Here is a 22,863-nt window from a genome sequence, read left to right on the forward strand (position 1 = left end):
GATTTTACTGCGCAACTATCAGATAAATGATCAGCGTTGCCATACCAAGGTAAGCGGGTGCCAGATATTTGATTGGTGCAGCCATTAACAGGCTGACTATTCCCGAATAGGTTCTGTCGTCGCGGTGATAAATGGATTCCCCCAGCAGCCACAAGCAAGAGTTCACGAGGGCCAAAGCCAGAATAGGCAGCAAGCCGACATCGCTGAATAAGAACGATTTGTCTGCCAGCAACGCCGTCTTGTCGCTGGTATGCAGTAAGTTTGCGAACAGAATACCTATCATCAAGCCGCCCTCATCGAAAGCGACCAAAAAAAATGTGTAACTTAAGCGTCTAAGCGGATTTGCCAGCATCGAAGCCTGCGCAAAATAGCGCGATAAATAAAGTACCGGCAAGCTGAAACAGAACAGCAGCAGGCCGATGGCGGCCAGTAATACCCAGAAGTTGTAACCGACGGCGTCGTTGACGGCATTGGTGTAATAGGCCGCGTAGGCCAGATCGGCCTGGCTATCCAAGGTTGTGGCGATAAATGAGCCGATCAGACCGACGCCACACCAGATCAAATAGGTTTCGGCGAAGTGGTTTAAGCCGGATTTGGGGATGATTTGCGCAAATAGAGTTTTTAGGTTCATCAGTACAGGGCTATATCAACGAGATGTTGTAGTCGGTGTTTGTCGAGAGCTTGAAATGGCTATCAGGGCGCTGCAATCCCCTGCAAAATCCCGTTAAGCAAATCCGGCATCAATTCCTCTCGCCTATAGCCATAAATTGGATTCAAGAAAATCCTGTGTGCCATCGTCACCTTAAATATCGACTGCATATCCTCCGGTAACAACATCTCCCTGCCTTCCAACCAGGCTCTTACTTTAGCGGCCCGGATGAAATAGCTCATACCTCTGGGGCTGGAGCCTGCCTGAACCAGCTGACTCATATCCACATCGCTGAGCTGAACGCCGAATTGCCCTGGATTACTGCTGGCTTTCCACAAGGCCAAGGCATAACGATGCAAGGTCGGGCTGGTCTGTATGCTTTGCTGGATTTGCATGGCCAACTGGTTGAGCTGGTAATAGGCAATGCTATTGTCGATGCCCGATACCAGCGTATCGACATCATGAAATCTGGGATCGAACATCAAGGTATCCAGCACCGCGTCTTCAGTCGGCGTGTCGATGCTGATTTCCATCATGAAACGGTCGCGAGCCGCTGCCGGTAATTCGAAAGTTTCCTCGCGCTCCACCCGATTACGATCGGCAAATACTTGCACATGCGGCATTTGATATTCGCGGTTGAAAGCGCTAACGCTGCGTTCCGCCATGACCCTGAGCAATAAGGAATGTACTTGCGGGCGGGCACGATTGATTTCATTGAAGAAAAAAATCGACAACTGTTCGCCCTGTTTCAATAAGGGCCCCGGATCGACGCAAGGTCTGCCTTCGTTGTTCAAATAGGTGTAATAAATCAAGTCGGATGGCATCAGATCGATGGTGCCTTCTATGCGTTGATAGTGTCCACCCAAGCCTTGCGCCATTGCACGCAACAGTGTGGTTTTTCCGACACCAACCTGACCTTCCAGCAGCACATGACCGCGAGCAAATACCGTTAATAATAATTCACGTACAGCCTGGTTTTGACCGATCACAGTACAGTTGATGTGCTGTTCAAATTGCAACGCCTTGTCGCGCCAATCATTAAGATGATGTTCTATATTCATATGCAGAAAAAAACTCCGACGCATCGCTTTGTCGGAGTTGTGAGGGTTATTAGTCTTAACGGTTGGTAGCTATAACAAGCTCCGTTATTAGAACTACCGGTAGAAACATAAGCCATCTAATTTCGGCTTAAATTTAGCTTTTATCATCCCAGTTGAAAGCTAAAAACTAACCACGCTGCTCGGGTTATTCCGAGTCCACGTCGTAGACAAACTTGCCGGTTTTACTCAACATAGCCGAGCGTTTGGCGTTCCGCGCTTCCATTTCCTTAATCGATTGTGCTTGTTTGTTCAACTCGTTAGAGTCGTGCTTGGGGTCATATTTGCTACCGGCCACCTTATCGGGATAGCCGGGTTTGGGTTCCCAGCAGTTGCCGGGTTCTTTGCACTTGGTGCCGTCATAAGCGGCAGCCGAAAAGGACAATCCAGCCACTAATATGGCTACACCTACTGTCAATATTTGTTTCATGTTGATCTCCTGGTAAATTATTTCAACCAATCGGCTTTTTTAGGGTCGCCTGTGTAGATATGCCGAATAAAAGCCATGATGTGTAACAGTTCATCGGTACTAAAGTTGACGTATTGCGGCCCCATCATGCCGTTGGCCCCGCCAAACAAAATCTCGAATAAGCCCTGGTCGGTAGCGTTACGCGGATAGGTCCAATAGTCATCAGCCAGCCCCGGCCCGAGTTTGCCTTCCGCCTCATGACCGTGGCAGCCGGAACAGCCGGTCATATACAGGCTTTCACCTTTTTTGATTGCCTCTTCGTTGCCGTTGTAGGGGTTTTTACCGGTCTGCATAAACTGCTTGAAGACCTCGGTATTACCGCCTTTTTTGGCGAAGCTTAAATCGAGTACTTCCCCGGTGATGGAATTGCGCAAGGTAATGTCGGCATGAGCCGTAGACATCGCCAGCACTCCAATGCCGAGGGTTGCAGCGTTTATAAAAGATTTAAATGTCATTTTTGTCTTTCCTGTTAGTTCATGGAGAGGGCGGTATCGGGTTCATCCAAGAGAGGAATACCTTCCGCTTCCAAGATTTCGGCGAAATCGTCTTCTGCATTTCTGATCAACGTATTCAGCTGTTCCAGTAAGGCTACGTCTCCCTTACGTACACCCATTGAGGTGCTGTAATGGAAACCGACTTTTTCACCATCTGCCCGTTGATTGTTGTCCGGAATGACCGTCATGGTCAGCGGCGTTGTGGATGACTGAACATAACGCGCCGCAGCCGGCCCCCACAACACAGCCACTTCGGCTTTGCCAGACGCCACCTCGTTAACCAGCTTTTCAGTGTCGTACTTGATGTATTGGTTACGTTTAGACTTAAAGCCGACCAACTCTTGCTGGTAGTTGAACATGTCGCTGTAACGACCTATGGCCCGCAGCATGGTTTCCGCCGGTGTTCCGGGGATAAAGGCAATGCGCTTGGCTGTTTGCAAGGCGTCACTATTCCAGTTTTGCAGATCCAGTTCGTCCTGTTCCCGGCTGATAAATACGTAGCCGGAGCGGTAATAAGGCACCGTGGTGTACAGCCTGGTATCGCCGTAATCGACGCCCATTACCACGTCGCACAAACCTTTATCGAGGTAATCGCGAATGAAATAGCGCGGATCCTTCCAGGCAATAGATTCCAGCTTGCGCCCCAATTGCTCGGCAACATAGTGCGCCAGTTTGTTTTCAAAACCCTCGCCGGCCTGATTGGAATACGGCATTTCGTTTTCGGCCGTACAAACTTTCAGAGTTGGCTGTTCGGCGTGCACGGATGCCATGCCCAAGCCCAGCGTTAAAGCGGTAAAAATGCGCGTCGTTGTTTTCATGGGTATTTTTTTGAATTAATTTGTAGGTTGGGTTAGGCGATGCCGTAACCCAACAATTGATCATCAATGTCGGGTTACGCTATCGCTAACCCGACCTACGTTTTTATAAAGAGAACACCATGACACCGCCGCCCATTTGGGTATGATGCGCCAGCTCTTTAAACGCACCTACAGCGCCCAAACCTGCTGTTGGATCCGCCAAATCGAACACTAGTCCTACGCCGGGCCAGCCGCCGACACCGTAATAAATCGCCACATATTGCTTGTTATTGTGTTTATAGGTGATTGGATGACCAATAACGCCGGATGGCAATTTGAACTTCCACAACTCTTCGCCGGTTTTGGAATGGCGAGCCTTGATATAACCGTCCAGGGTACCGTAGAACACCAGGTCGCCCGCAGTGGCCATGGTGCCACCCCAAACCGCAAATTTTTCCTGAACTTCCCATTCCATTTTTCCGGTGACTGAATTCATGGCTTTTACTTGCCCCAAAGTGCCTTTAGGCCCTGGATACATGTTCAAAGTCGCACCGACGAAAAATTGACCGGCGCGGTATGGCAACATAAACGGTTCCCAGTCCATACAGATATGGTTGGTACCCATGAAGAACAGTTGCTTGTTCGGATCGTAGGATTCGATACCTTGGTTGTGATAACCCATCGCCGACGGGCAGATCCCGGTGGCTTGGTGATCCATGTGGGTTGAATACTCGGGATCGCGCACCGGCAAACCGGTTTTCAGGTCAACTTTTTTCACCCAATTGACGGTGTCGTCAATTTTGAAAGCATTAACCAGATCGCCGTTTTCACGGTTGAGGGTATACACCAAGCCATTACGATCAGGATGCGTCAATAGCTTGGTCATTTTGCCGTCGACCATTTGCTCGGACAGCCCCATGTAGTTAACACCGGCGTAGTCCCACTCGTCATGCGGGGTTTTTTGGTAGCCGAACTTGGCTTCACCGGTATTGACGTCACGACCCCAGATGGTCATAGTCCATTTGTTGTCGCCTGGACGCATGGTTTCATTCCAGGGCGCCGGATTGCCGGAGCCGTAGTAGAGCATTTCCAAGTCGCTATCATAGGCATACCAACCCCAGTTGGTGCCGCCGCCTATTTTCCAGGCATCGCCTTCCCACGTTTTTAAGCCCAAGCCAAACTGTCCGTAGTGCGGATTGGCGCTGTTGAAATCTTTTGCCAGCTTGATGTCTTCATCCGGACCTGTGGCATAAACCCGCCAGGCTTGCTTACCGTCCTTAATGTTGTAAGCCGTCGCATAACCACGCACCCCCAGCTCGGCACCCGCCGAACCCACGATGACTTTGTCTTTAACCACGAACGGCGCCATGGTCAATGTGGAACCCATGGCAATATCCGAGTTTTCCATTTTCCATAGCAATTCGCCGGTTTTAGCATTAACGGCGACCACATGGCCGTCCAATTGATTGATAAAAATGGTTGCCGGGTAGTCTTTGCCAGCGGGCGCATAAGCCAGGCCGCGATTGACGACATCACAGCACGCTACAGCACGCGCTGCCGGATTCTGCTTAGGCTTGTACTGCCACATGATTTTGTCTGGCTCATCCAGGCTGATGGCAAATACATTATTTGGATAAGGCGTGTGCACATACATAATGCCATCAATCACTAACGGTCCGCCTTCATGGCCATTCAAGACGCCGGTTGAGAATGACCAAGCCACTTTCAGGTTCTTCACGTTGTTGGCATTGATGTCGATCATTTCGCTGAAATGAGTCGAACTGTAATCTTTGGTCTGCATCACCCAGTTGGTATTCTGCTTGGCGAGCTGTTCCAGTTCTTTGTTGGCCTGCGCTGGCTGAGCCATACTTAAGACGCCTCCCGCCACTAAAGCAGCAGCTTTCCCCACTATGCGCAAATCGAGTTGTTGCATGTTTCCTCCAGGATTTTTATTCTTTAAAAGAGGCGTGGCACTGCCGATTGAAAGCATTAATTGCAAATCAGCTTTCTTGATCATAACCGCATCACAGGTAAGCAACCGCTCAGGCCACGCTGATCAGCATGTTATAGAAACACTCGTCACGACAGTTACGGAAGAAATCACGAAGGCTTCGGGAATTCTACAAGAAAAGCACAAGGAAACTTTCCCGTTAAAGATCAAATATTTGAAATGAAATAAAGGAAAATATCCCGTGGTTAAGCCGGCATAAAGCAAGGACAATGGAATAGCTTACGCAGGGGCAATGCAATGCCGAATACATTGCATTACACGTTAATATTTCTTGCTTTTAATACTTCAAGTGTCCAAAAAAATATCAGTGTTATTGGTCGATGACCACGCGGTAGTCAGAGCCGGCTACAAAACCTATTTATCGCTTTCGGAACGTATAAGCGACATATTCGAGGCAGAGCGTGGTGAAATTGCTTGTCAGCTCTATGCTCAACTGGAGCCGGACTTGGTGGTTATGGACCTTTCCATGCCGGGTTTTGGCGGCTTGGAAAGCATACGCAGACTGATAAATAGACATCCGCATTGCAAGATTTTGGTATTTAGCATCCATAACGAGCCGGTCTATGTCACTCGAGCCATAAAAGCCGGCGCCAAAGGTTACATTACTAAGAGCAGTGCGCCGGAAACCTTGATTTCAGCCGTTTGCCTGATTGCGGAGGGCGGTACGTTTGTGGAGCCTAGCATAGCGCAGCAATTGGCGGTCAGTGTGGCAACGGAGATGGACGAATCAGCCAGAATAAAATCCTTGTCGCCGCGCGAGTTTGATATTTTTCGCTTGCTGGCCACCGGCATGAGTACGCGGGAAGCGGCGGAGAGTTTGTGCTTAAGTTATAAGACGGTTTGTAACCACAACACCTCGGTTAAGGAAAAATTAGGCATCAAAACCTTGTCTGAATTAGCTTTACTGGCGAACAGGCACGGAATCGTTAATCGTAGTCAACCGTGACCGGTAAAGACGGTATTCCCGTTGAACAGGCCGGGCGCGGCAACAGCCAGCCCGGCACCAACCCGCTCAGACTTTTGCGGCGACTTTGTCTCGAATCACCTGTTTTGCCAGATACTTTGCAACACCGGTCGGTTTTGTAGCCTTGGTATGTTTTTCCAAGTATTTTTCCACACCGGTTTTCTCGGCATTCGACATCCGCAGGTATCTTTCCACCCCTGTTAAGACAGTTGCGCTGGATTCAGGCGTGGCGGGCTTGCCGGTGGTAAAAAAACTGGCATTCCGTAAGCGTTTTTTACTAACCAGCCACAACATCAAAACGCCCAACAGCACAATACCCGGGTAGAGAAGATCATAGCTGGGCGAATTGGACGAAGTGCTCGCTGGAGCACTTGCTTTGCTGGTTGCCAACTCTGGCTGTTGATCCATGGTTTCCACAGCAATGCCGGGCCTGTTCGACTTACCTTTGTCGCCTGTGGCTGATGGGCGTATTTGGGGAGATGACGGCTCAACCTGTGTTATTGATGTCGCTGACGCAGCCGGAGAATTCTGCGGCCGGTTTGCGGGAGTGATTTTAAATTCTGAAGCGGCGTAGCTGTTCTGGGGTTGATATTCAGCCGGTTCGTATACCGTTTCGGCAAGCGCGCAATTTGCTAGCAAGGATAGTGCAGCGATAGAACCGGTGATAAATTTTATATTTGTCATATCTGCTCCTGAGGGATTGAATTTTGTTTGCGAATCGCGGTCGGCATGACTAGCAGCCACAGACGATAGACGGTCATTGCCTTTAAAGCTCAGGGCTCCAATTTGTTTTTTAAACCGGTCAGCCCGTTGATGAGGAATTGGTTCATGGCTTTGACGGCCGCTGCGTCACTTAAGGAATCGGCGGGGGAATTACCCGTATCGCCACGATAAAACCGGCTTTTTAAAGTGACTACGCTTTGACTAGCTTGTTCGCCTGCCGTTACTTTCAACTCGATAGTATAGGAACTGGCCGGAAAGGCTTGGGTATTCTCGGATTTCAATCGATAACTGTATTCACGATCTTGCTCGCTGAAATAGTCCAACTCTTCCAATAAAGTCTGACCGCTTTGGAAAGTCAAAGTACGTTTACCACCCGATTGGCTAAGGCCGTCGCCTTCGCTCTTGCTGAGGTCGGGATGCCATTCGGCAATATCGCCGAATCGTTTCGCTAAATCCCAAACCTTATCCGGCGCGACATTTATGATAATGGATTCTTTGGCCTTTTGCGGTGTAGGGCCATGGGCCAATGTGGATATGCTCACCAGAGAAAGACCTATCATGAGTATCATATTTCGCATAACGTTAACCTAGTATCGTCAAAAGAGTCATATTATCGATTGAAAACATTTTTAAACATTGGGAATAAAGCCCGTTTGCATAGACGAACAATTCCTTGCGAGACTGCCTGAACAAGCAGACTATAGGAAAAATTCTTATTTTGACGGGCAGCGGCTGAGGCTCGGAAGGCTCATGGTAAGGTTTGGTTTTTGATCTTTCTCTTCTAAGCCAATGAAATCATCCATCCTTACTGCACTGCTTATTTGCCATACGGTGACAGCCAGCGCCGAAACCTTGTTTGTGACCTTGGAAAAAGATAACGCTCTGGCTGTGGTCGATCCGCTGACGGGGAAATTATTGTCCACTGTACCGGTTGGACAGCGGCCGCGCGGCATTGCTATCAGCCCCGATGGCAAAACCTTGTATGTAGCTACCAGTGACGACGACACTATTCAGGTCATCGACAGCGAAACGCTAAAAATCACTAGCAAATTACCATCCGGAGAAGACCCGGAAACGTTTGCCTTGAGTCCTGACGGCACAGCGCTGTTCGTATCCAATGAGGACGACAGTATGGTCACTGCGATTGATTTGAAAAAAGGTGAGGTCAGTAAAACGGTGCAGGTGGGCGTGGAGCCGGAAGGCATTACCGTGAGCCCGGATGATCGCTGGCTGGTGAGCGCGACCGAAGCTACCAATATGCTGCATTGGATTGATCGCAAAACCCTGGAAGTGGTTGATAACACGCTGGTCGATCCCAGGCCGCGCGCCTTAAGCTTCACGGCTGATAATCAACAACTTTGGGTAAGCTCGGAGATGGCAGGGACCACGATGGTGCTGGATGCCAATACGCGGCAGATTATCAAAACGATTAAATTCGAAATTCCCGGCATTACGACAGACCTGATTCAGCCAGTCGGCGTGATCATCGATCAGCAGCGCCAAAAAGCCTATGTGGCTTTGGGTCCCGCAAATCGGGTGGCGATGATCAATGCGCAGACGTTAGAGGTGGAAAAGTATTTTCTAGTGGGAGAACGGGTTTGGAATCTGGCTTTTTCTCCGGATCAAAAACGCTTGTACACCACTAACGGCGCCAGTAACGACATTTCCATCATCGATCTGGACAAACAGCAAGTCACAAAATCGATTGCTGTGGGGCGTTATCCCTGGGGTGTTGCGGTTAAACCCTAACGCATTTTCTACGCCAGGAAGCCGGCTGGTATGAGTATTCGCTACCAAATCAGCATTCGTATCTTGTTGTCATCGCTTTGCATTCTGATTTTAGGCGGGGCGATTGCCATTTGGCAGGCGCGCCAAGCGGTGAATAAAGAAGTGGATGCCTCGATCAGCTCTGCTTTGCAATTCATTACGCTGGGCGGTTCGGAAAACACCTCATTGAAGCTAGACGATCTCAGCCCTTTAGGGGCTTTGCGTCAAACCCGCCACCTGACGATCGAATTGCAGAAATCCAATGGCGATTTGCGGCAACTGACTGAGGATCAGACAACTAGAGAACCCGAGGCTATGCCGCCGACGTGGTTTATTCGTTTTGTTCTAGATCAGTATCCGGAAGTAAAAAAGCAAATTCATACCAGCGACGGGCAAACAGTCACTTTGCTGATAAAAGCGCAACCCCTGGATGAAATCACCGAAGTATGGGAAGAAAGCGTGGCTTTTTTTCTGTCGATTTCGCTATTGACCGTCCTCAGTTTCTTGGCGGTGAACTTGGTATTGAACAAATCGTTTCAAGCGATCGGGTTGATTGTCGATGCCTTGCGCATGATAGAAACAGGTCAATACCGGCAACAGTTGCCGTGTTTCGAAACCCCCGAGTTCGACATCATCGCCAAAGCCATCAATCAAATGACCAGCGAACTGGAAAAAGCGCAAGACCAGAACCGTTCGCTCGCTCAGAACTCCCTGGCAATTCAGGAAGATGAGAGACAACGCCTATCGCAGGAACTGCATGACGAGTTAGGACAATCGCTCACTGCGATTAAAGTAATGGCAGTTGCCGCCACTCATAAAAAAGCCGATCCGGGTAAGATTTCGGTATCCATAACCGATATTTGCGACCATCTGATGGGCGTGGTGCGGTCCATGATGCAGCAATTGCATCCTTTGATCTTAACTGAGCTAGGCCTGAAAGCGACCTTGGAGGATATGGTTAATCACTGGTCCGAGCGCAACCCGGACCTGTGTCTGTCTTTGCGGTGCTGCGACGAAGTGGATTACCTGGAAAAAAATGTCACGATACAGATTTTTCGGGTGATCCAGGAATGTTTGACCAATGTAGTGCGTCATGCACAGGCGCGGCGAGTGAATATAGCCTTGGAGATGGCCGATGATCCGGAAAATACCTTGCAGATTCAAGTACAGGATGACGGCCTAGGCTGCGATCTGAGCAGCATTACCAGGGGTTTTGGCTTACTCGGCATGAAAGAACGCATACAGTCCCTGGCGGGCGAGTTAACATTGCAATCTACGCCGAATCACGGCATGACAATCACTGTCAGTATCCCACTGTCTTGAATGGAGCCGATGCGGCTGGTTAATTCCACCGATAGTGCGGCATCCCCCCTGTCGATCGTCGGTTACGTGCGGTTATGAGGTGAAATTGGGCGTGATTCTGCCTTACGATTTTTTCCGCCGACCACAATTTTGTGAAGCTTATCCTGTTTTTCTGCGATTTTATTCTGTCGAGGCGGGGTGATTCAGGTCGCCGGCTGACTATCCGGGTAGCGCTATGACTGATATTACGGCGCATCGGTTTGCTCGCTTGCTTTAGTTTCCGGCAATAGCGCTTCTATCATCCGCAGCGCCTGATTCAACGTTTGCTCTAGATTAAAGCCGGCATGGTGCTGGGTAAATGCCTTAGCCTGTTGCCGCCGGTCGTTTAGGGGTGGGGTTCGATGATGGCTGTAGTATAGGGACCGTTACCTGCTGCTTGTCCGATTCCATATTCATTTTAGCGCGTAAGCTTTTAAATTCAGTTGCGACAATAAACTACCTGATTAGCAACAGCGTAATACGCCGAATGATTGAAGGCTAACTGCAGCCTAGACGTCCCATGACACGCCTTGAGCCGCGACTTGAGTCAACCATCGACAACGCCGTTTTCGGTTTTGGTCCTGCCATACCCTGAAATCTTTGAATGTCGCAATTGACTGCAGACAGGCAATCAAAGTAGCGCGATTAATTAGAGAACGCGATCTAACTTGGGTTAATTTGGTACGAATATATTTGCCGGATGGCAAGTGATGCATCAATTGATTTAGACCGAACGCAGTCAAAACAACTTATCCACCAGCGACATCACAATCTCCACGGCAATCAACCAGATGATGATCCATTCCAATGCCGATGAATGCTGGTGTTTTTGTTCGTCGGCCAGCATTTCCAACAGCTCATGGATGGTTTCCAGTTTTTTCGACAGCACATCGGTGCGTTGGCGAATTTCCAGATAGTTGGCGGCCATGGAATAGATCTGCTGGTATTCGGGATGCTCCCAAAAAAACTCCGGAATATCCAGCAAATCGTAATTCAAAATAATATCGCTCTTAGTCAAAAACAGCTGGCCGCGTATTTTGGCCATGGCTTTGCGATTTAGTTTGATAATGCCTTCCCGCGCCAGCGCCCGCGGTAAATAGCTGGTGGCGCGAATAGTATCTATGGCGTGCCCTTCAAACGCGGCCAATTTAATGGATTGGGCCATCGCATGCGACAGCGCCAGCAACACTTTAACGTCACCGGACTGCAATTCGATGTGATCATGTTGAAATCGGTCTTGTTCGCAGCCTATCTCGTAGCTGAAGTTGTCTTCCTGCGGGTCGGCATAGGGATTGTTAGCATAATCCAGCAAATTTTCGCGCAAACTTTGCCGATCATCCAGATTGACATTCCAGTGCACCACCACGCCATAGGAAAACACCGCTGAAACACCGGTTTTGTAGTCGACAATTAAGGCGTTTCTGAAGACTTGAGTGCGGGCACTGTCCAGCAGTTTTTCACGCAGCGTTGCAAACTGAAACGATTGTGCCAAGCATACCGTTAGACAGTGTTTGATAGCCCTATTGTTTGACATGATAGTGTTTTCTGGTTTGGGTTTCGGTATTAGTTTGTAACTCTGATTGGCAAAAGAGTTAAAATAACGGTTTTTATTCTATCAATAACGCTGATCGCTTTGTGCCATGCAAACTAACTATAACACCGATGATTTAAGAATTTGCGAAACCACGGACGTGGTCCCGCCGATTCGGGTTCATGAAGAAATCCCGATGACCGAAAAGGCGGCAGAAACCATTTTGCATGCCAGGGCGGCGATTCACAATATTCTCATCGGTGCGGACGACCGTTTGCTGGTCATAATCGGCCCTTGTTCGATACACGATCCTAAAGCCGCCGTAGAGTACGCCGGCAAACTTAAAACCATGATCGATGAACTGCAAAACGATCTGGTGATTGTGATGCGGGTCTACTTTGAAAAGCCGCGCACCACCGTGGGCTGGAAAGGCCTGATCAACGACCCCGATTTAAATGCCAGTTTCAATATCAACAAGGGTCTGCACATGGCTCGTCAAGTATTATTGGATGTCAACGATCTGGGAGTGCCGGCAGCTACCGAATATCTGGACTTGATTACGCCGCAATACGTGTCCGATCTGATTTCGTGGGGCGCTATCGGCGCCAGAACCACCGAAAGCCAGGTGCACCGCGAGCTGGCCTCGGGTTTGTCCTGTCCGGTCGGTTTTAAGAATGCTACCGACGGCGGCGTCAAAATCGCTATCGACGCCATTAACGCCGCCATGAGCCCACATCACTTCCTGTCGGTTACCAAGGAAGGCCGCACCGCGATATTTTCCTCGAAAGGTAACGAAGACGCCCATATCATTTTGCGCGGCGGCAATGACAGACCCAATTACGATGAGGTCAGCGTCGAACAAGTAGCCGAAGGCTTGATGGAAGCACGTCTGCGCCCCAATATCATGATCGACTTCAGCCATGCCAACAGCATGAAAAAATACGAACGGCAAATGCTGGTAGCCCAAGACGTGGCGGGACAAATTCGCCAGGGCGACCACCGTATCATAGGCGCCATGGTGGAAAGCCATTTAGTGGCGGGCCGCCAGGATGTGGAAGACTGCAAACCGTTGAACTACGGACAAAGCATCACCGATGCCTGTCTGGGCTGGGACGATAGCGTCAAATTACTACACGATCTGGCCGGCGCCGTGCAACGTCGCCGCGCCGCCGACACCCACACAGGGAATAAGATAAAGCAAGGTTTAACAGCATGAAAATACAGGTTAATGGCGATAGCCGGGAATATGGGGACAACTGCACCGTTGCCGATGTAATCGCTGATTTGGGCTTGACCGGCAAACGTATTGCCGTGGAATTGAACAAGGAAATTTTGCCGTTTACCCAGCACAACAGCCAGCCGATCAACGACGGCGACAGACTGGAAATCGTGCAGGCTATCGGCGGCGGACAAGATGATTATTTCACCCTGGCCGGCAAACAATACCGATCTCGCCTGCTGGTAGGCACCGGTAAATACAGCGATTTGGAAGAAACCCGTTTGGCGATAGAGGCCAGCGGCGCGGAAATCGTCACGGTAGCCATCCGCCGTACCAACATCGGCCAAAACCCCGGCGAACCCAATTTGTTGGATGTCATCTCCCCGGACAAATACACCATTTTGCCTAATACCGCCGGCTGCTACAGCGCTGAAGATGCGGTACGCACCTGCCGTTTGGCCCGCGAACTGCTAGGCGGCCATAAGCTGGTGAAACTGGAAGTGCTGGCCGACCAGCTGACTTTATTCCCCGACGTGGCCGAAACCTATGTCGCCGCCGAATTACTGGTCAAGGATGGCTTCGACGTAATGGTATACACCAACGACGATCCGATTGCTGCCAAACGTTTGGAAGAGATCGGTTGCGTGGCGGTAATGCCATTGGCCGCGCCGATCGGTTCAGGCCTGGGGATTCGTAATCCTTACAACATTTTGACCATCGTCGAAAACGCCAAAGTACCGATTTTGGTCGACGCCGGCGTCGGCACCGCCTCGGACGCGGCGATTGCCATGGAACTGGGTTGCGACGGCGTATTAATGAACACCGCTATTGCCGCGGCAAAAAACCCGATATTAATGGCTTCGGCAATGAGAAAAGGTATAGAAGCCGGTCGCGAAGCGTTTTTAGCCGGCCGCATGCCGCGCAAGCGTTTTGCATCCGCGTCTTCGCCGATCGACGGGTTGTTCTTGTAAGCAATCGGGCCAGTGTTTGAAGCCGGTACCATAATCCTGGATTTAGCCATCTCGCTAGCCGAGCTGTGAATTGAAAAAGTCCGGGCTTGCCTGACGTTGCTATTGCGCCGCTCGGGCTACTCGGATGCCCGCAGCGCTGAATTCATTAATCGCCTGAGCTGGATAAGTTTCGCTATAGTGATTGGATTTTTGGTTTTTCTCGTTATCAGGTTTAGCTGAATATGATAAAAGTCGCTTATGAACGACGACACTGAAGTGCTGTGCTACTGCAGCGGTACCACAACCGGGCAAATCAAAAAACTGCTGGAACAAGGTACGGTCGATATTGACCGGATCTCCCGCATTACCGGCGCACTTTCCGGTTGCGGCGGTTGTGAATTCGACTTGCAAGCCTTGGTAGACAACTACAAAGCAACGGAAAACTGAAATGGGCTGCTGTGACGATCCCACCGAATTGCCAAGAATGGATCGCCGTGAGTTGATCCGCTTACAGGAGCAATACGGCGATCTGGTGCGGGATTTATTTACCGAAGACCCGGAAAAGGTCATTCTGAAATTGTTGAACACCAGCAACGCTTATCTGACCGAATTGGCGGCGTTGCGGGCGCATCATGCCGCAGTGAGATTAAAAGCTATCGATTTACTGGAAAAACCCAGCAAACCAGTGTTGCAACAGATTCTGCAAAAAGAGCCGGGGTCGACGTTTGGGTTGGCAGCAAAGGCACGCTTGGATGTTTTAGCCCTTTAGCTCGGATGCAATTAGAGGTGGATGATTACTCAGGCAGTCATCCATGCGACTTACTAGCAATTATTCTAGCCTCTACGGACTAACCAACAGGATATAAAATGACAAAAAAACGGCTCAATTTTATCAGCTTAGTTCTTTTTATAGCTCTTGTATTTTCAATTATCTGGTTCGTTAATTTTTGGTTAAAATCCCGCGAATTTTCTACAGAATATCAAGTCAGCACAAGATATTTTTCTAACGTAAGAAACTCAAATAACATTAAGGTTGCGCTAATCGGAGATAGTTGGGTTGCTGAAAAAAAGCTTGATGATTTCCTAGCCTTACATCTTTCGAAGCGGGGATGGAATACTGAAATAATTAGCTTCGGCCAAAAAGGAGCCAGATCGAAATTCATTTATCAAAATCTTTTCAAATCCAATAGCCAAATAAACTCTAGTTACGATGTCCTTTTTGGTGATCCAATCAATATATGTGTAGTTATTGCAGGCGTTAACGATAGCTCATCTTATATTGGCGCTGACTTTTATGCATACCATGTGGCGTTAATTGTCAAGAGCTTACGAAAACGCGGTATATTTCCGTTCATTCTTGAGGTTCCTGAATTTGGTATTGAAGAAGCCGAATCAAAAAACCCAATAGGCTATATCAGAAGACGTTTAATGCGAATCGCATATCACTCAGGAAAAGTTGATGTAATTAATGACTATAGGCTAGCTCTGGAAACAACATTACATGAAAAGTTCAAAAAAGATGAGTATGTCATTATTAGGTTCAATAATGTCTCGACTGATTACAAAAGCACTAAAAATCTTTTTAATTCAGATTTAATCCATTTAAGCGAAGAAGGTCGAAATCTTCTAGCATTAACTATTGCTAATGCCATAAATAACAAGCTAAGCCAGAATAATACAGCAGCGTATAGATCACCATAACTTTGGCCTGGTCTATTTATACCGGCTTGCAAGCAACCCATTTCCATGACTGAACTCAAAAAAATCGACCCCACCCGCATCCGTAGCTTCATCCGCCGCCAAGGTCGCGCCACGGCCGGACAGAAGCAGGCGCTTGAGAGCCATTGGGACAAATATTGCCTGTCGCCGCAGGCTGATTTCGAAACGGGACTAGCCTTCGGCCGGCAAGCGCCGCTGATAGTCGAGATCGGTTTCGGCAACGGCGACAGTCTGGCGGCGATGGCGGAAGCCCATCCCGGGTTAAATTACCTCGGGATTGAAGTACACCGGCCAGGCGTAGGGCATTTAATCATGCTGCTGGAGCAGCGCGGCATCGGCAATGTGCGAATTTTTCACCACGATGCCGTCGAGATTTTAGAGCAGAAAATTCCCGACCAAAGCCTCGCCGGCCTGCACTTGTTTTTCCCCGACCCCTGGCACAAGCGCCGCCATCATAAACGCCGCATCGTACGTCCCAGCTTTCTGGATTTGTTGAACAAAAAGCTGGCGGTTGGCGGCTATTTCCATGCAGCTACCGATTGGCAGGATTATGCCAAGGACATGTTGAAAACCTTATCCGCCGATAGCGGCCTGAAAAACACCAGCCCGACCGGCGACTATTGTCCGCGCCCGGATTATCGGCCTTTGACCAAGTTCGAAAATCGCGGCCTTAATTTAGGCCACGGTGTGTGGGATTTGATTTTCACCAAGCTTTAAACTGGAACGCCCTGCATCGCCTCGGTAAACAGGTCGAGGTTACGCTCTCGCTAATCCGGTCTGTTAGCTGGCGTACATCTTGGTTTGTACTCCGATGCGTTTTGACTTTTCATAGCCGCAATTACTGGAAGCCACCCGCTTGAATCCCTTACGCCAACTGATTTCCCAAACAGCCATTTACGGACTGAGCAGCATACTCGGCCGATTTTTGAATTATCTGCTGGTGCCGCTGTATACCTACACCTTCAGCGCCAGCGAATATGGCGTGGTTTCGGAGTTTTATGCATATGCCGGTTTTTTTGCCGTGGTCTTGGTATGCGGTCTGGAAACCGGCTTTTTCCGTTTTAGGCAAAAGCCGGAATACGCCGGCGAAGCTGTTTACAGTAACGGCTTAAGTTTTTTACTCTTGCTCAATCTGCTATTTGTGGGGGCGGCTTTCTATTGGCAACAGCCTTTAGCCAATGCCTTACGCTATCCGGACCATCCTGAATATCTGCTCTGGTTTGCCTGCATTCTGGCACTGGACGCCATCACCGCGCTACCGTTCGCCCGTCTGCGCGCGGAAAATAAGGCTTGGCGTTTTGCCGGCATTCGGATGGCGGAGATTTTTATCACCATCGGTTTAAATCTGTTCTTTCTGCTACTGTGTCCTAAATGGCTGGCATTGTGGCCGGATTCGGCCATTGCGGAAATTTACAACCCGGACGTAGGCGTCGGTTATATCTTTTTATCGAATCTGCTGGCCAGTATCTGCAAACTGGCTTTATTGCTGCCGGAGTTTCGGGCTGTACCTGTGCAATTCAAGCTGCATATTCTCGGCCCGATGGCGCGCTATTCGCTGCCCATGGTAGTAATCGGTTTTGCCGGCATGGTCAACGAGATGCTGGATAGAGCCATTTTAAAAATCATGCTGCCCTATGATTTAGTCACCAATTTAAAAATGTTGGGCATATACGGCGCCTGTTACAAATTGTCGATTTTAATGAGTTTATTCGTGCAAGCGTTTCGTTATGCCGGCGAACCGTTTTTCTTTTCCTATGCCGGCCGGGCCGACGCCAAGCGCACTTATGCACTGGTGATGCAGTATTTTGTGATTGCCGGCGTGTTTATCTTTTTGCTGGTGATGCTGTATATCGACCTGTTTAAATATTTTATAGGCGCGGAATTCCGCACCGGCCTGACTGTGGTACCCATTTTATTGCTGGCCAACCTGTGTTTAGGGATTTATGTCAACTTGTCGGTTTGGTACAAACTCAGTGATCGAACCGGATTGGGGGCCTGGGTGTCCTTGGCCGGCGCTGTAATAACCATAGCGCTGAATATCTGGTGGATTCCATTATGGGGATACGTCGGCTCAGCCTGGGCAACGCTGGCCTGTTATTTTTTCATGGTTTGCCTATCATGGTTGCTAGGACGCCTTTACTATCCGGTGGATTATCCGCTGGGCAAAATCGGCGCGTACCTTACGCTGGGTATAGGGCTGTACGTTGCCAATCATTATCTAGTAACGGCCTGCCAATGGAATAACTGGCTTAGCGGCACGGCGGGATTGATAATCTACCTCGGCATTGTCGGATTCCTCGACGTACGGCCGCTATTGCAGCGGCATGCCTAGCTACATTCACTGTTGTAACCGCTTAATTGCTGCCACAGGCAAACCACAACACTAACCGAGTTTTACCTGACTGCACCCAACAAAAACTGTCACTTATGTCAGGACCAAAGTGACAAATATTGTCGTACCAAGCTTAATTACGCTCGGCAAGCTAAGCTCAAGCCGCATTTTTTCACTTTAATTTGATAGTGGCACTTTCTTTGCTGCGTTAATAACAACACGATTTAATGACAGTTATCTAGCAACGTATGCGTTGCAACCGCTTTCGGGTGACCAAGATGAACAGTAAATTCAACAAAGCTAGTCCATTCAAAAATGCTAAGCCAGGGTTCGAACTGAATCCAAGTTACATCTATGATATAGACTTAATCATTCAAGCAAAAAACTGGAAAAACCCGGATACTAAAATTAACCCGTCTGCTGAACAAAAGAACTCGTAACGGCTACACTTGAATAAGCTGCAATATACCGCATTTAAATTCGGGAGAACCACAGTTAACTAATCGCGCCGACCTACGCAATCAGTTTAACAGTCATTAAATGAATCGATTCTGAGAAAGTGCTTCGCTCATAAAGCTGGGATGCACATTAGCCGACTGGTTTGAAAACCTCTACCAGTCGGTTTTTTTTGACCACCTGACTCTGTTTTTAAAACAACGCCGGTGAAATTGGTATAAAACGCGTGTTACAAACGACATCATTCGGATTTGACGCAATGGTTTCGAAGCTTATTGTTCCGTTTCACCACTATGCCAAGCTTCGGAGGCAATTTCCGCTAGCTCTTTAAGTACATTTAATAGCAGGCGCGCACCGCCATAAGCCAAACCCGCAAACACCAATATGATTATTAATTTCATAGCTTCCCCCTCCAAAACCGATGGATATGTCGGGAGTTTGCCACCTTCTCAATAAAACTCAATAGTGCTTTTAGCCAACTTTACAGCCTAATGTCGGTTGTTTTTTTACAACTTGACCTAAAACAACTTGTTGAAATACTTTATTAAAGTTAAATCGATATAAAAATTTTTGCGGGAAATAGTCAAATCCGGCAGATGGCCGACTTAAATCAGGTGGCCATCTGCCGGGAGAGGTGGAAACCGAGAAGAAAGTATTAGTCGGCTTTCAAAGCCAGCGTGGCCTTAGCCGCAACAAACCTTGGCTCGGTTAACCCAGGAATTTGACGTTCATCAAAATCAAATTGTCGACAGGAAAAAGCAATCGAGCGAACAGGCCGTCGAGGTATTTGGCAAAGCCGACGGAATCCAACTCGCCCCGGTTGATTTACCGGTTCAACATGGCAAAATCGGTCAGCAAACTCTGCAGAATGATTTTTTACTTGCGCTCATTGGCTGGAGCGGGCGCTGAACAAGGCTGGATTGCTGAGTCGCAAAGCGATGATAAACCGTCAATCCGAGCATCCCATGAATCAGCAAGTGTTGTTGGACATTGGTCGCGGCAGTGTCTACTAGCCGTTAAGCAGGTTCCGAATCTGATCTCGACATCATGCGGCGGCTAAATAAGCTGCACTTGACTCCATGGGGGTGCGCATGAGCATCGAAGCGATTTATTGCCAACCCCATGCCCGCAGAAACAGCCGGGGCACGAAACCTATCCCCACTCGTTGCGCGGCATCACCATTAATCGCGCCAACCAGGCGCCGGCGCGGGATACGACCTATATCCCCCCCGGCGAAAGGCTTTGTGTATCTAAAACCGGGCCAGCCGAAAAGCCTTGGCAGCGCAGGTCGCGACCACGCTGAAAGCCTGCCATGCTGTCTATATCCTGGGGCAGACCTTCCGACCGCACGGCAAACCGGAGAACGTCGGCAGCCAATTCACCGCCAAACCTTTGTCGATGCCGTGAAAACCCAGGCTGCTTGCACAGTATGGGCGATCGAGGCACTTGGCGGACAAAGGTTATTCCGGATTGAAGCTCGCCTCTGCATTGATCTGATCGGACAACACCGATGTCAAAATACCCTTTAGCTATAACGGCAACACATTCTGCAAATGGCGATGGCGGTTAACCGCGAAAGCCCAAACTCAATTTTTCCCTTTAAATTTCGTCTGCCAGATTAACCAGCCGGCAACCGGCAGCAGCATCGGCAAGATGAGTCCGACCCCAAAAAGATCGCTAGGGATAAATGCGGCGCCGTTTCCAGCCAACGCGGCCGCAAACACCCCGTTGGCAAAAAAGGAAACAAATAAAAATGGCATTAATTCGACGCCACCGGCTCCGGCGGTAAACGTAACAGCCTCCGCCAGAACCGGTATGGGCCGAGTCACCGCCAAAACCAATAAGGTAGGAGACTGAGGCAGTGCCTCACCCGAGCGCGACGACACAGCCCGCCCCAGGTAATATCCAATCAAATTCCCCAGCATCAACCCGCTCCAGCACCAGAACAGTCCACTCAAAAAACCCAAACGAGCGCCCAGCATGGTACCGACTATCGTGGATGGAATAGGCAATAGAATATCCGACAACAACAACACTGTACCGGTGACACCGAACAAAAACGCATTGTCATCGGCGGCGGACAGCCAGCTTTGACCCGGCAGTTCTCCGATTACGGCAAAAGGGATAATCGGTATTAACAAGGAAACCATAACGATCAGAAAAAATGACATCGGTTTTTTATCTTTAAACATACCTCTTACCGGTTTTTATTTTCAGTATGCGGGATATGAATCATGCCACATCAAAACTTCACACCCACACCCATGATGAAATTCCTGCCGGGCTCGTTCAAACCCGAACCGTGTACACGGTAATCGGCATCCGACAGGTTTTCCAGCGCCAACGTCAGATTGACGTGTTTGTTGACTCGCCAGCCACCGCGAATGTTGTAGACAGCATAACCCGGAGTGCCGCCCGGCGGTATTCTTTGTGTATCCCGCAGATCGCTGGATGACAATTTATCCTGGTTGCTGGCAAGCGTGATCATCCCTTCTACCCACCAGTTCTTTGCCAGCGAATCCCACCTCAGGCCGAAATTGGCCATCACCGGTATCATCTTCGACATGGGCTCGTCCACCAATTGCGGAGCCGAAGTCGGATAGCCCGCGAGCATACCTTCAGTCCAACTGGCCGAGCTAAATGCCGTCCACTGCGGATCAAAACGATAAGTACCGCCAAACTCGATACCTTGCACAAAGCCGCTACCGGAGTTCTTTTTGGTCACTTCACGTTGTCCATCTATAACGTTGCCCGTTGGAACACGGATAATCATGTCGGTAATGTCGGTGTAAAAATAAGTCAGTTGCGCCGACCAATCTTCGAAATCGGTCTTAATACCGGCCTCATAAGAAATATATTGTTCCGGCTTTAAATCAAGCGTAGATGTTTCTCTTTCGCCGGACAAGGCAGTATCCAATCGGGTTAAATCGGACAGATTTGGCGCTCTAAATCCTTGAGAAACACCCGAAAACACATTCCAGTGGTGCTCTTCATCAATGTGATACATTAGACGGGCGTTTCCTGCCAGATTATTCCAAGCGCTTGAATATGTGGTTTGCAGCCCGCTAACCGGGTCTTTAATCTTCTGCGCATCCACCGCTGCGTGGGTATAGCGTCCGCCGACAGTTAAATCCAACGAATCCAGCAAGGCATATTCGTTTTGCATAAAGATGTCAAACAGGTCGTAGGAAGAGCCATCGGCCACTGGACCTTGAATTTCGGAATTTCTGAAAGAGCCATCAGTATTGTAGTTATTCCTAAAGGAATTCACCGAGTCGTGATAATACTCAATGCCGTAAGTCCACTTGCCAAAATCGCTGGTCTTGTCGGCCTGTATGGTAAGGCCGACCGTATCGACTTGAAAGCCTTGCTGTTGGATGGGATTTCGATTGTTGGCCGTGCCGGCTTTCAATATACGGGTTTCGGATTCGTCCTGTTGTTGAAACGATGTGGTGACGTTCAGATTATCAAATAGGCCATTAAAGTTCTTGCCCTGATATTTTACGTAGGTTAGCTCTCTCTTCTGATCCAACGACCGCTTCTGATCGGTACCCGCTACCGTACCATTCCAGGGAACGGCATACTGCGTGCTATGACTTCGCCAGGCATCATCGATCTGCACGTGCTGATGAACAAATGTCAGTTTAGCGTCCGGCGTCAGCGCATAATCGCCCTTAAAATTGACATCCACGTCGCGGTAACCGGTTTTGGGCTGCAAGCCGACCGGATCGCCAGCGACGACGTCGCCATAATCCTTGTAGGTCAAGCCCAGCAGAAAACCCAGCTTGTCGTCGTAATTGCCGGTGGTTTCCGCATGGCCGGTATGTGAATTTTCGGCATCTGCGAAGCGGTAATAAACATTGGGATGTAAGTTGAATCCTGTTTCGGTGCTGGTATTGCCTTGGCTGATCATGTTAACGGTACCGCCAATCGCATCGCTGCCATAGAGTGCTGAACTAGGCCCCCGGACTACTTCCATTCTACTGATACTGTATGGGTCTACAGTGCCGACATAGTTGTTTGGGCCATCGCGCCAGACCGAGTTATTAAGGCGTATGCCGTCAACCAAAAACAAGGTGCGAAAGCCTGTAAAGCCTCTGATATAGGGCGAGCCTTGCCCATGACCCGTTTTTTGGATCATGATTCCCGGCTCATACTTCAGCGCCTCCGGAACAGTCCGAAAAATGGCTTTGGCCTTATCGCTTTCCAAATCCACCACGCTAGCGGCATAAGGGATTTCCGACAAACTTTTTTCATTCCTGGTCGCCGTAATGATTACTGGGTCGAGTTGCAACGCATCCGTGTCACCATAACCCGCAGCTCCAGCCGAACTCATTGAAACAA

At 49.2% G+C, this 22,863-nt stretch carries 24 protein-coding genes; 12 read left to right on the forward strand and 12 right to left on the reverse strand.

Annotated elements, in window-relative coordinates:
* Positions 1 to 4 precede the first annotated feature (4 nt).
* The 6 genes from M0R33_RS11375 to M0R33_RS11400 form a co-directional block, all read right to left on the reverse strand.
* A complete protein-coding gene (locus M0R33_RS11375; protein ID WP_292568865.1) occupies positions 5 to 631 on the reverse strand; it encodes an MxaP protein in 627 nt (208 codons plus the stop codon).
* Between the two features lie 62 nt (positions 632 to 693).
* The gene (locus M0R33_RS11380; protein WP_292568867.1) at positions 694 to 1,710 is read right to left on the reverse strand and encodes a MoxR family ATPase; all 1,017 of its coding nucleotides are present in this window, start codon (positions 1,708 to 1,710) and stop codon (positions 694 to 696) included.
* A 184-nt stretch (positions 1,711 to 1,894) separates the two neighbouring features.
* Positions 1,895 to 2,176: a methanol dehydrogenase [cytochrome c] subunit gene (locus M0R33_RS11385; protein ID WP_292568869.1), complete on the reverse strand. Its 282-nt coding sequence runs from the start codon at positions 2,174 to 2,176 to the stop codon at positions 1,895 to 1,897.
* Positions 2,177 to 2,193: 17 nt separating this feature from the next.
* Positions 2,194 to 2,670, reverse strand: a complete 477-nt coding sequence (gene moxG / locus M0R33_RS11390; protein ID WP_292568871.1) for a cytochrome c(L), periplasmic — start codon at positions 2,668 to 2,670, stop codon at positions 2,194 to 2,196.
* A gap of 14 nt (positions 2,671 to 2,684) precedes the next feature.
* The gene (moxJ, locus tag M0R33_RS11395; RefSeq protein WP_292568873.1) at positions 2,685 to 3,527 is read right to left on the reverse strand and encodes a methanol oxidation system protein MoxJ; all 843 of its coding nucleotides are present in this window, start codon (positions 3,525 to 3,527) and stop codon (positions 2,685 to 2,687) included.
* Positions 3,528 to 3,630: 103 nt separating this feature from the next.
* Positions 3,631 to 5,439, reverse strand: a complete 1,809-nt coding sequence (locus tag M0R33_RS11400) for a methanol/ethanol family PQQ-dependent dehydrogenase (RefSeq protein ID WP_292568875.1) — start codon at positions 5,437 to 5,439, stop codon at positions 3,631 to 3,633.
* Between the two features lie 367 nt (positions 5,440 to 5,806).
* Between M0R33_RS11400 and M0R33_RS11405 the strand changes: the two genes are divergently transcribed.
* Positions 5,807 to 6,463 carry a response regulator transcription factor gene (locus M0R33_RS11405; protein WP_292568877.1) on the forward strand — a complete coding sequence of 219 codons (657 nt, stop codon included), beginning with the start codon at positions 5,807 to 5,809 and terminating at the stop codon, positions 6,461 to 6,463.
* 66 nt (positions 6,464 to 6,529) lie between these two features.
* On the opposite strand, the gene M0R33_RS11410 is transcribed toward M0R33_RS11405, so the two are convergent.
* On the reverse strand, positions 6,530 to 7,225 hold the full coding sequence (locus M0R33_RS11410) for a hypothetical protein (RefSeq protein ID WP_292568880.1): 696 nt from the start codon (positions 7,223 to 7,225) through the stop codon (positions 6,530 to 6,532).
* 29 nt (positions 7,226 to 7,254) lie between these two features.
* The gene (locus tag M0R33_RS11415; protein WP_292568882.1) at positions 7,255 to 7,782 is read right to left on the reverse strand and encodes an SRPBCC family protein; all 528 of its coding nucleotides are present in this window, start codon (positions 7,780 to 7,782) and stop codon (positions 7,255 to 7,257) included.
* Positions 7,783 to 7,993: 211 nt separating this feature from the next.
* Between M0R33_RS11415 and M0R33_RS11420 the strand changes: the two genes are divergently transcribed.
* Complete coding sequence (locus M0R33_RS11420; protein WP_292568884.1) at positions 7,994 to 8,953, forward strand: PQQ-dependent catabolism-associated beta-propeller protein; 960 nt, start codon at positions 7,994 to 7,996, stop codon at positions 8,951 to 8,953.
* Positions 8,954 to 8,983: 30 nt separating this feature from the next.
* Positions 8,984 to 10,294: an ATP-binding protein gene (locus M0R33_RS11425; protein WP_292568886.1), complete on the forward strand. Its 1,311-nt coding sequence runs from the start codon at positions 8,984 to 8,986 to the stop codon at positions 10,292 to 10,294.
* Positions 10,295 to 11,051: 757 nt separating this feature from the next.
* On the opposite strand, the gene M0R33_RS11430 is transcribed toward M0R33_RS11425, so the two are convergent.
* The gene (locus M0R33_RS11430; protein ID WP_292568888.1) at positions 11,052 to 11,846 is read right to left on the reverse strand and encodes an RMD1 family protein; all 795 of its coding nucleotides are present in this window, start codon (positions 11,844 to 11,846) and stop codon (positions 11,052 to 11,054) included.
* A gap of 106 nt (positions 11,847 to 11,952) precedes the next feature.
* Between M0R33_RS11430 and aroG the strand changes: the two genes are divergently transcribed.
* The 7 genes from aroG (at position 11,953) to M0R33_RS11465 (ending at position 18,063) form a co-directional block, all read left to right on the forward strand.
* Positions 11,953 to 13,059 (forward strand): 3-deoxy-7-phosphoheptulonate synthase AroG, encoded by a 1,107-nt coding sequence (gene aroG / locus M0R33_RS11435; protein WP_292568890.1) that lies wholly within the window; start codon positions 11,953 to 11,955, stop codon positions 13,057 to 13,059.
* Positions 13,056 to 14,033, forward strand: a complete 978-nt coding sequence (thiS, locus tag M0R33_RS11440) for a sulfur carrier protein ThiS (protein ID WP_292568892.1) — start codon at positions 13,056 to 13,058, stop codon at positions 14,031 to 14,033. Before aroG ends, thiS begins: the two co-directional genes overlap by 4 nt.
* Before the next feature lie 237 nt (positions 14,034 to 14,270).
* Entirely contained in the window at positions 14,271 to 14,459 is a 189-nt protein-coding gene (locus M0R33_RS11445; protein WP_292568893.1) for a (2Fe-2S)-binding protein, read from the forward strand.
* Between the two features lies 1 nt (position 14,460).
* Positions 14,461 to 14,781, forward strand: coding sequence for a hypothetical protein (locus M0R33_RS11450; RefSeq protein WP_292568895.1), 321 nt, complete (start codon positions 14,461 to 14,463; stop codon positions 14,779 to 14,781).
* 98 nt (positions 14,782 to 14,879) lie between these two features.
* Positions 14,880 to 15,713, forward strand: coding sequence for an SGNH/GDSL hydrolase family protein (locus tag M0R33_RS11455; RefSeq protein ID WP_292568897.1), 834 nt, complete (start codon positions 14,880 to 14,882; stop codon positions 15,711 to 15,713).
* A 45-nt stretch (positions 15,714 to 15,758) separates the two neighbouring features.
* Complete coding sequence (gene trmB / locus M0R33_RS11460; RefSeq protein ID WP_292568899.1) at positions 15,759 to 16,448, forward strand: tRNA (guanosine(46)-N7)-methyltransferase TrmB; 690 nt, start codon at positions 15,759 to 15,761, stop codon at positions 16,446 to 16,448.
* A gap of 139 nt (positions 16,449 to 16,587) precedes the next feature.
* On the forward strand, positions 16,588 to 18,063 hold the full coding sequence (locus M0R33_RS11465) for an oligosaccharide flippase family protein (protein ID WP_292568901.1): 1,476 nt from the start codon (positions 16,588 to 16,590) through the stop codon (positions 18,061 to 18,063).
* 728 nt (positions 18,064 to 18,791) lie between these two features.
* On the opposite strand, the gene M0R33_RS11470 is transcribed toward M0R33_RS11465, so the two are convergent.
* A complete protein-coding gene (locus M0R33_RS11470; RefSeq protein ID WP_292568903.1) occupies positions 18,792 to 18,920 on the reverse strand; it encodes a hypothetical protein in 129 nt (42 codons plus the stop codon).
* Positions 18,921 to 19,218: 298 nt separating this feature from the next.
* On the opposite strand from M0R33_RS11470, the gene M0R33_RS11475 reads away from it, so the two are divergent.
* Together M0R33_RS11475 and M0R33_RS11480 are read left to right on the forward strand one after the other, a co-directional pair.
* Positions 19,219 to 19,428: a hypothetical protein gene (locus M0R33_RS11475; protein ID WP_292568905.1), complete on the forward strand. Its 210-nt coding sequence runs from the start codon at positions 19,219 to 19,221 to the stop codon at positions 19,426 to 19,428.
* A gap of 366 nt (positions 19,429 to 19,794) precedes the next feature.
* Entirely contained in the window at positions 19,795 to 19,926 is a 132-nt protein-coding gene (locus M0R33_RS11480; RefSeq protein WP_292568907.1) for a hypothetical protein, read from the forward strand.
* Between the two features lie 179 nt (positions 19,927 to 20,105).
* On the opposite strand, the gene M0R33_RS11485 is transcribed toward M0R33_RS11480, so the two are convergent.
* Both M0R33_RS11485 and M0R33_RS11490 read right to left on the reverse strand, forming a co-directional pair.
* Positions 20,106 to 20,711, reverse strand: coding sequence for a hypothetical protein (locus tag M0R33_RS11485; protein WP_292568909.1), 606 nt, complete (start codon positions 20,709 to 20,711; stop codon positions 20,106 to 20,108).
* Between the two features lie 50 nt (positions 20,712 to 20,761).
* The gene (locus M0R33_RS11490) at positions 20,762 to 22,855 is read right to left on the reverse strand and encodes a TonB-dependent receptor (protein WP_292568911.1); all 2,094 of its coding nucleotides are present in this window, start codon (positions 22,853 to 22,855) and stop codon (positions 20,762 to 20,764) included.
* Positions 22,856 to 22,863 lie beyond the last annotated feature (8 nt).

This window comes from Methylomonas sp. (assembly GCF_023228165.1).
Lineage (GTDB): Bacteria > Pseudomonadota > Gammaproteobacteria > Methylococcales > Methylomonadaceae > Methylomonas.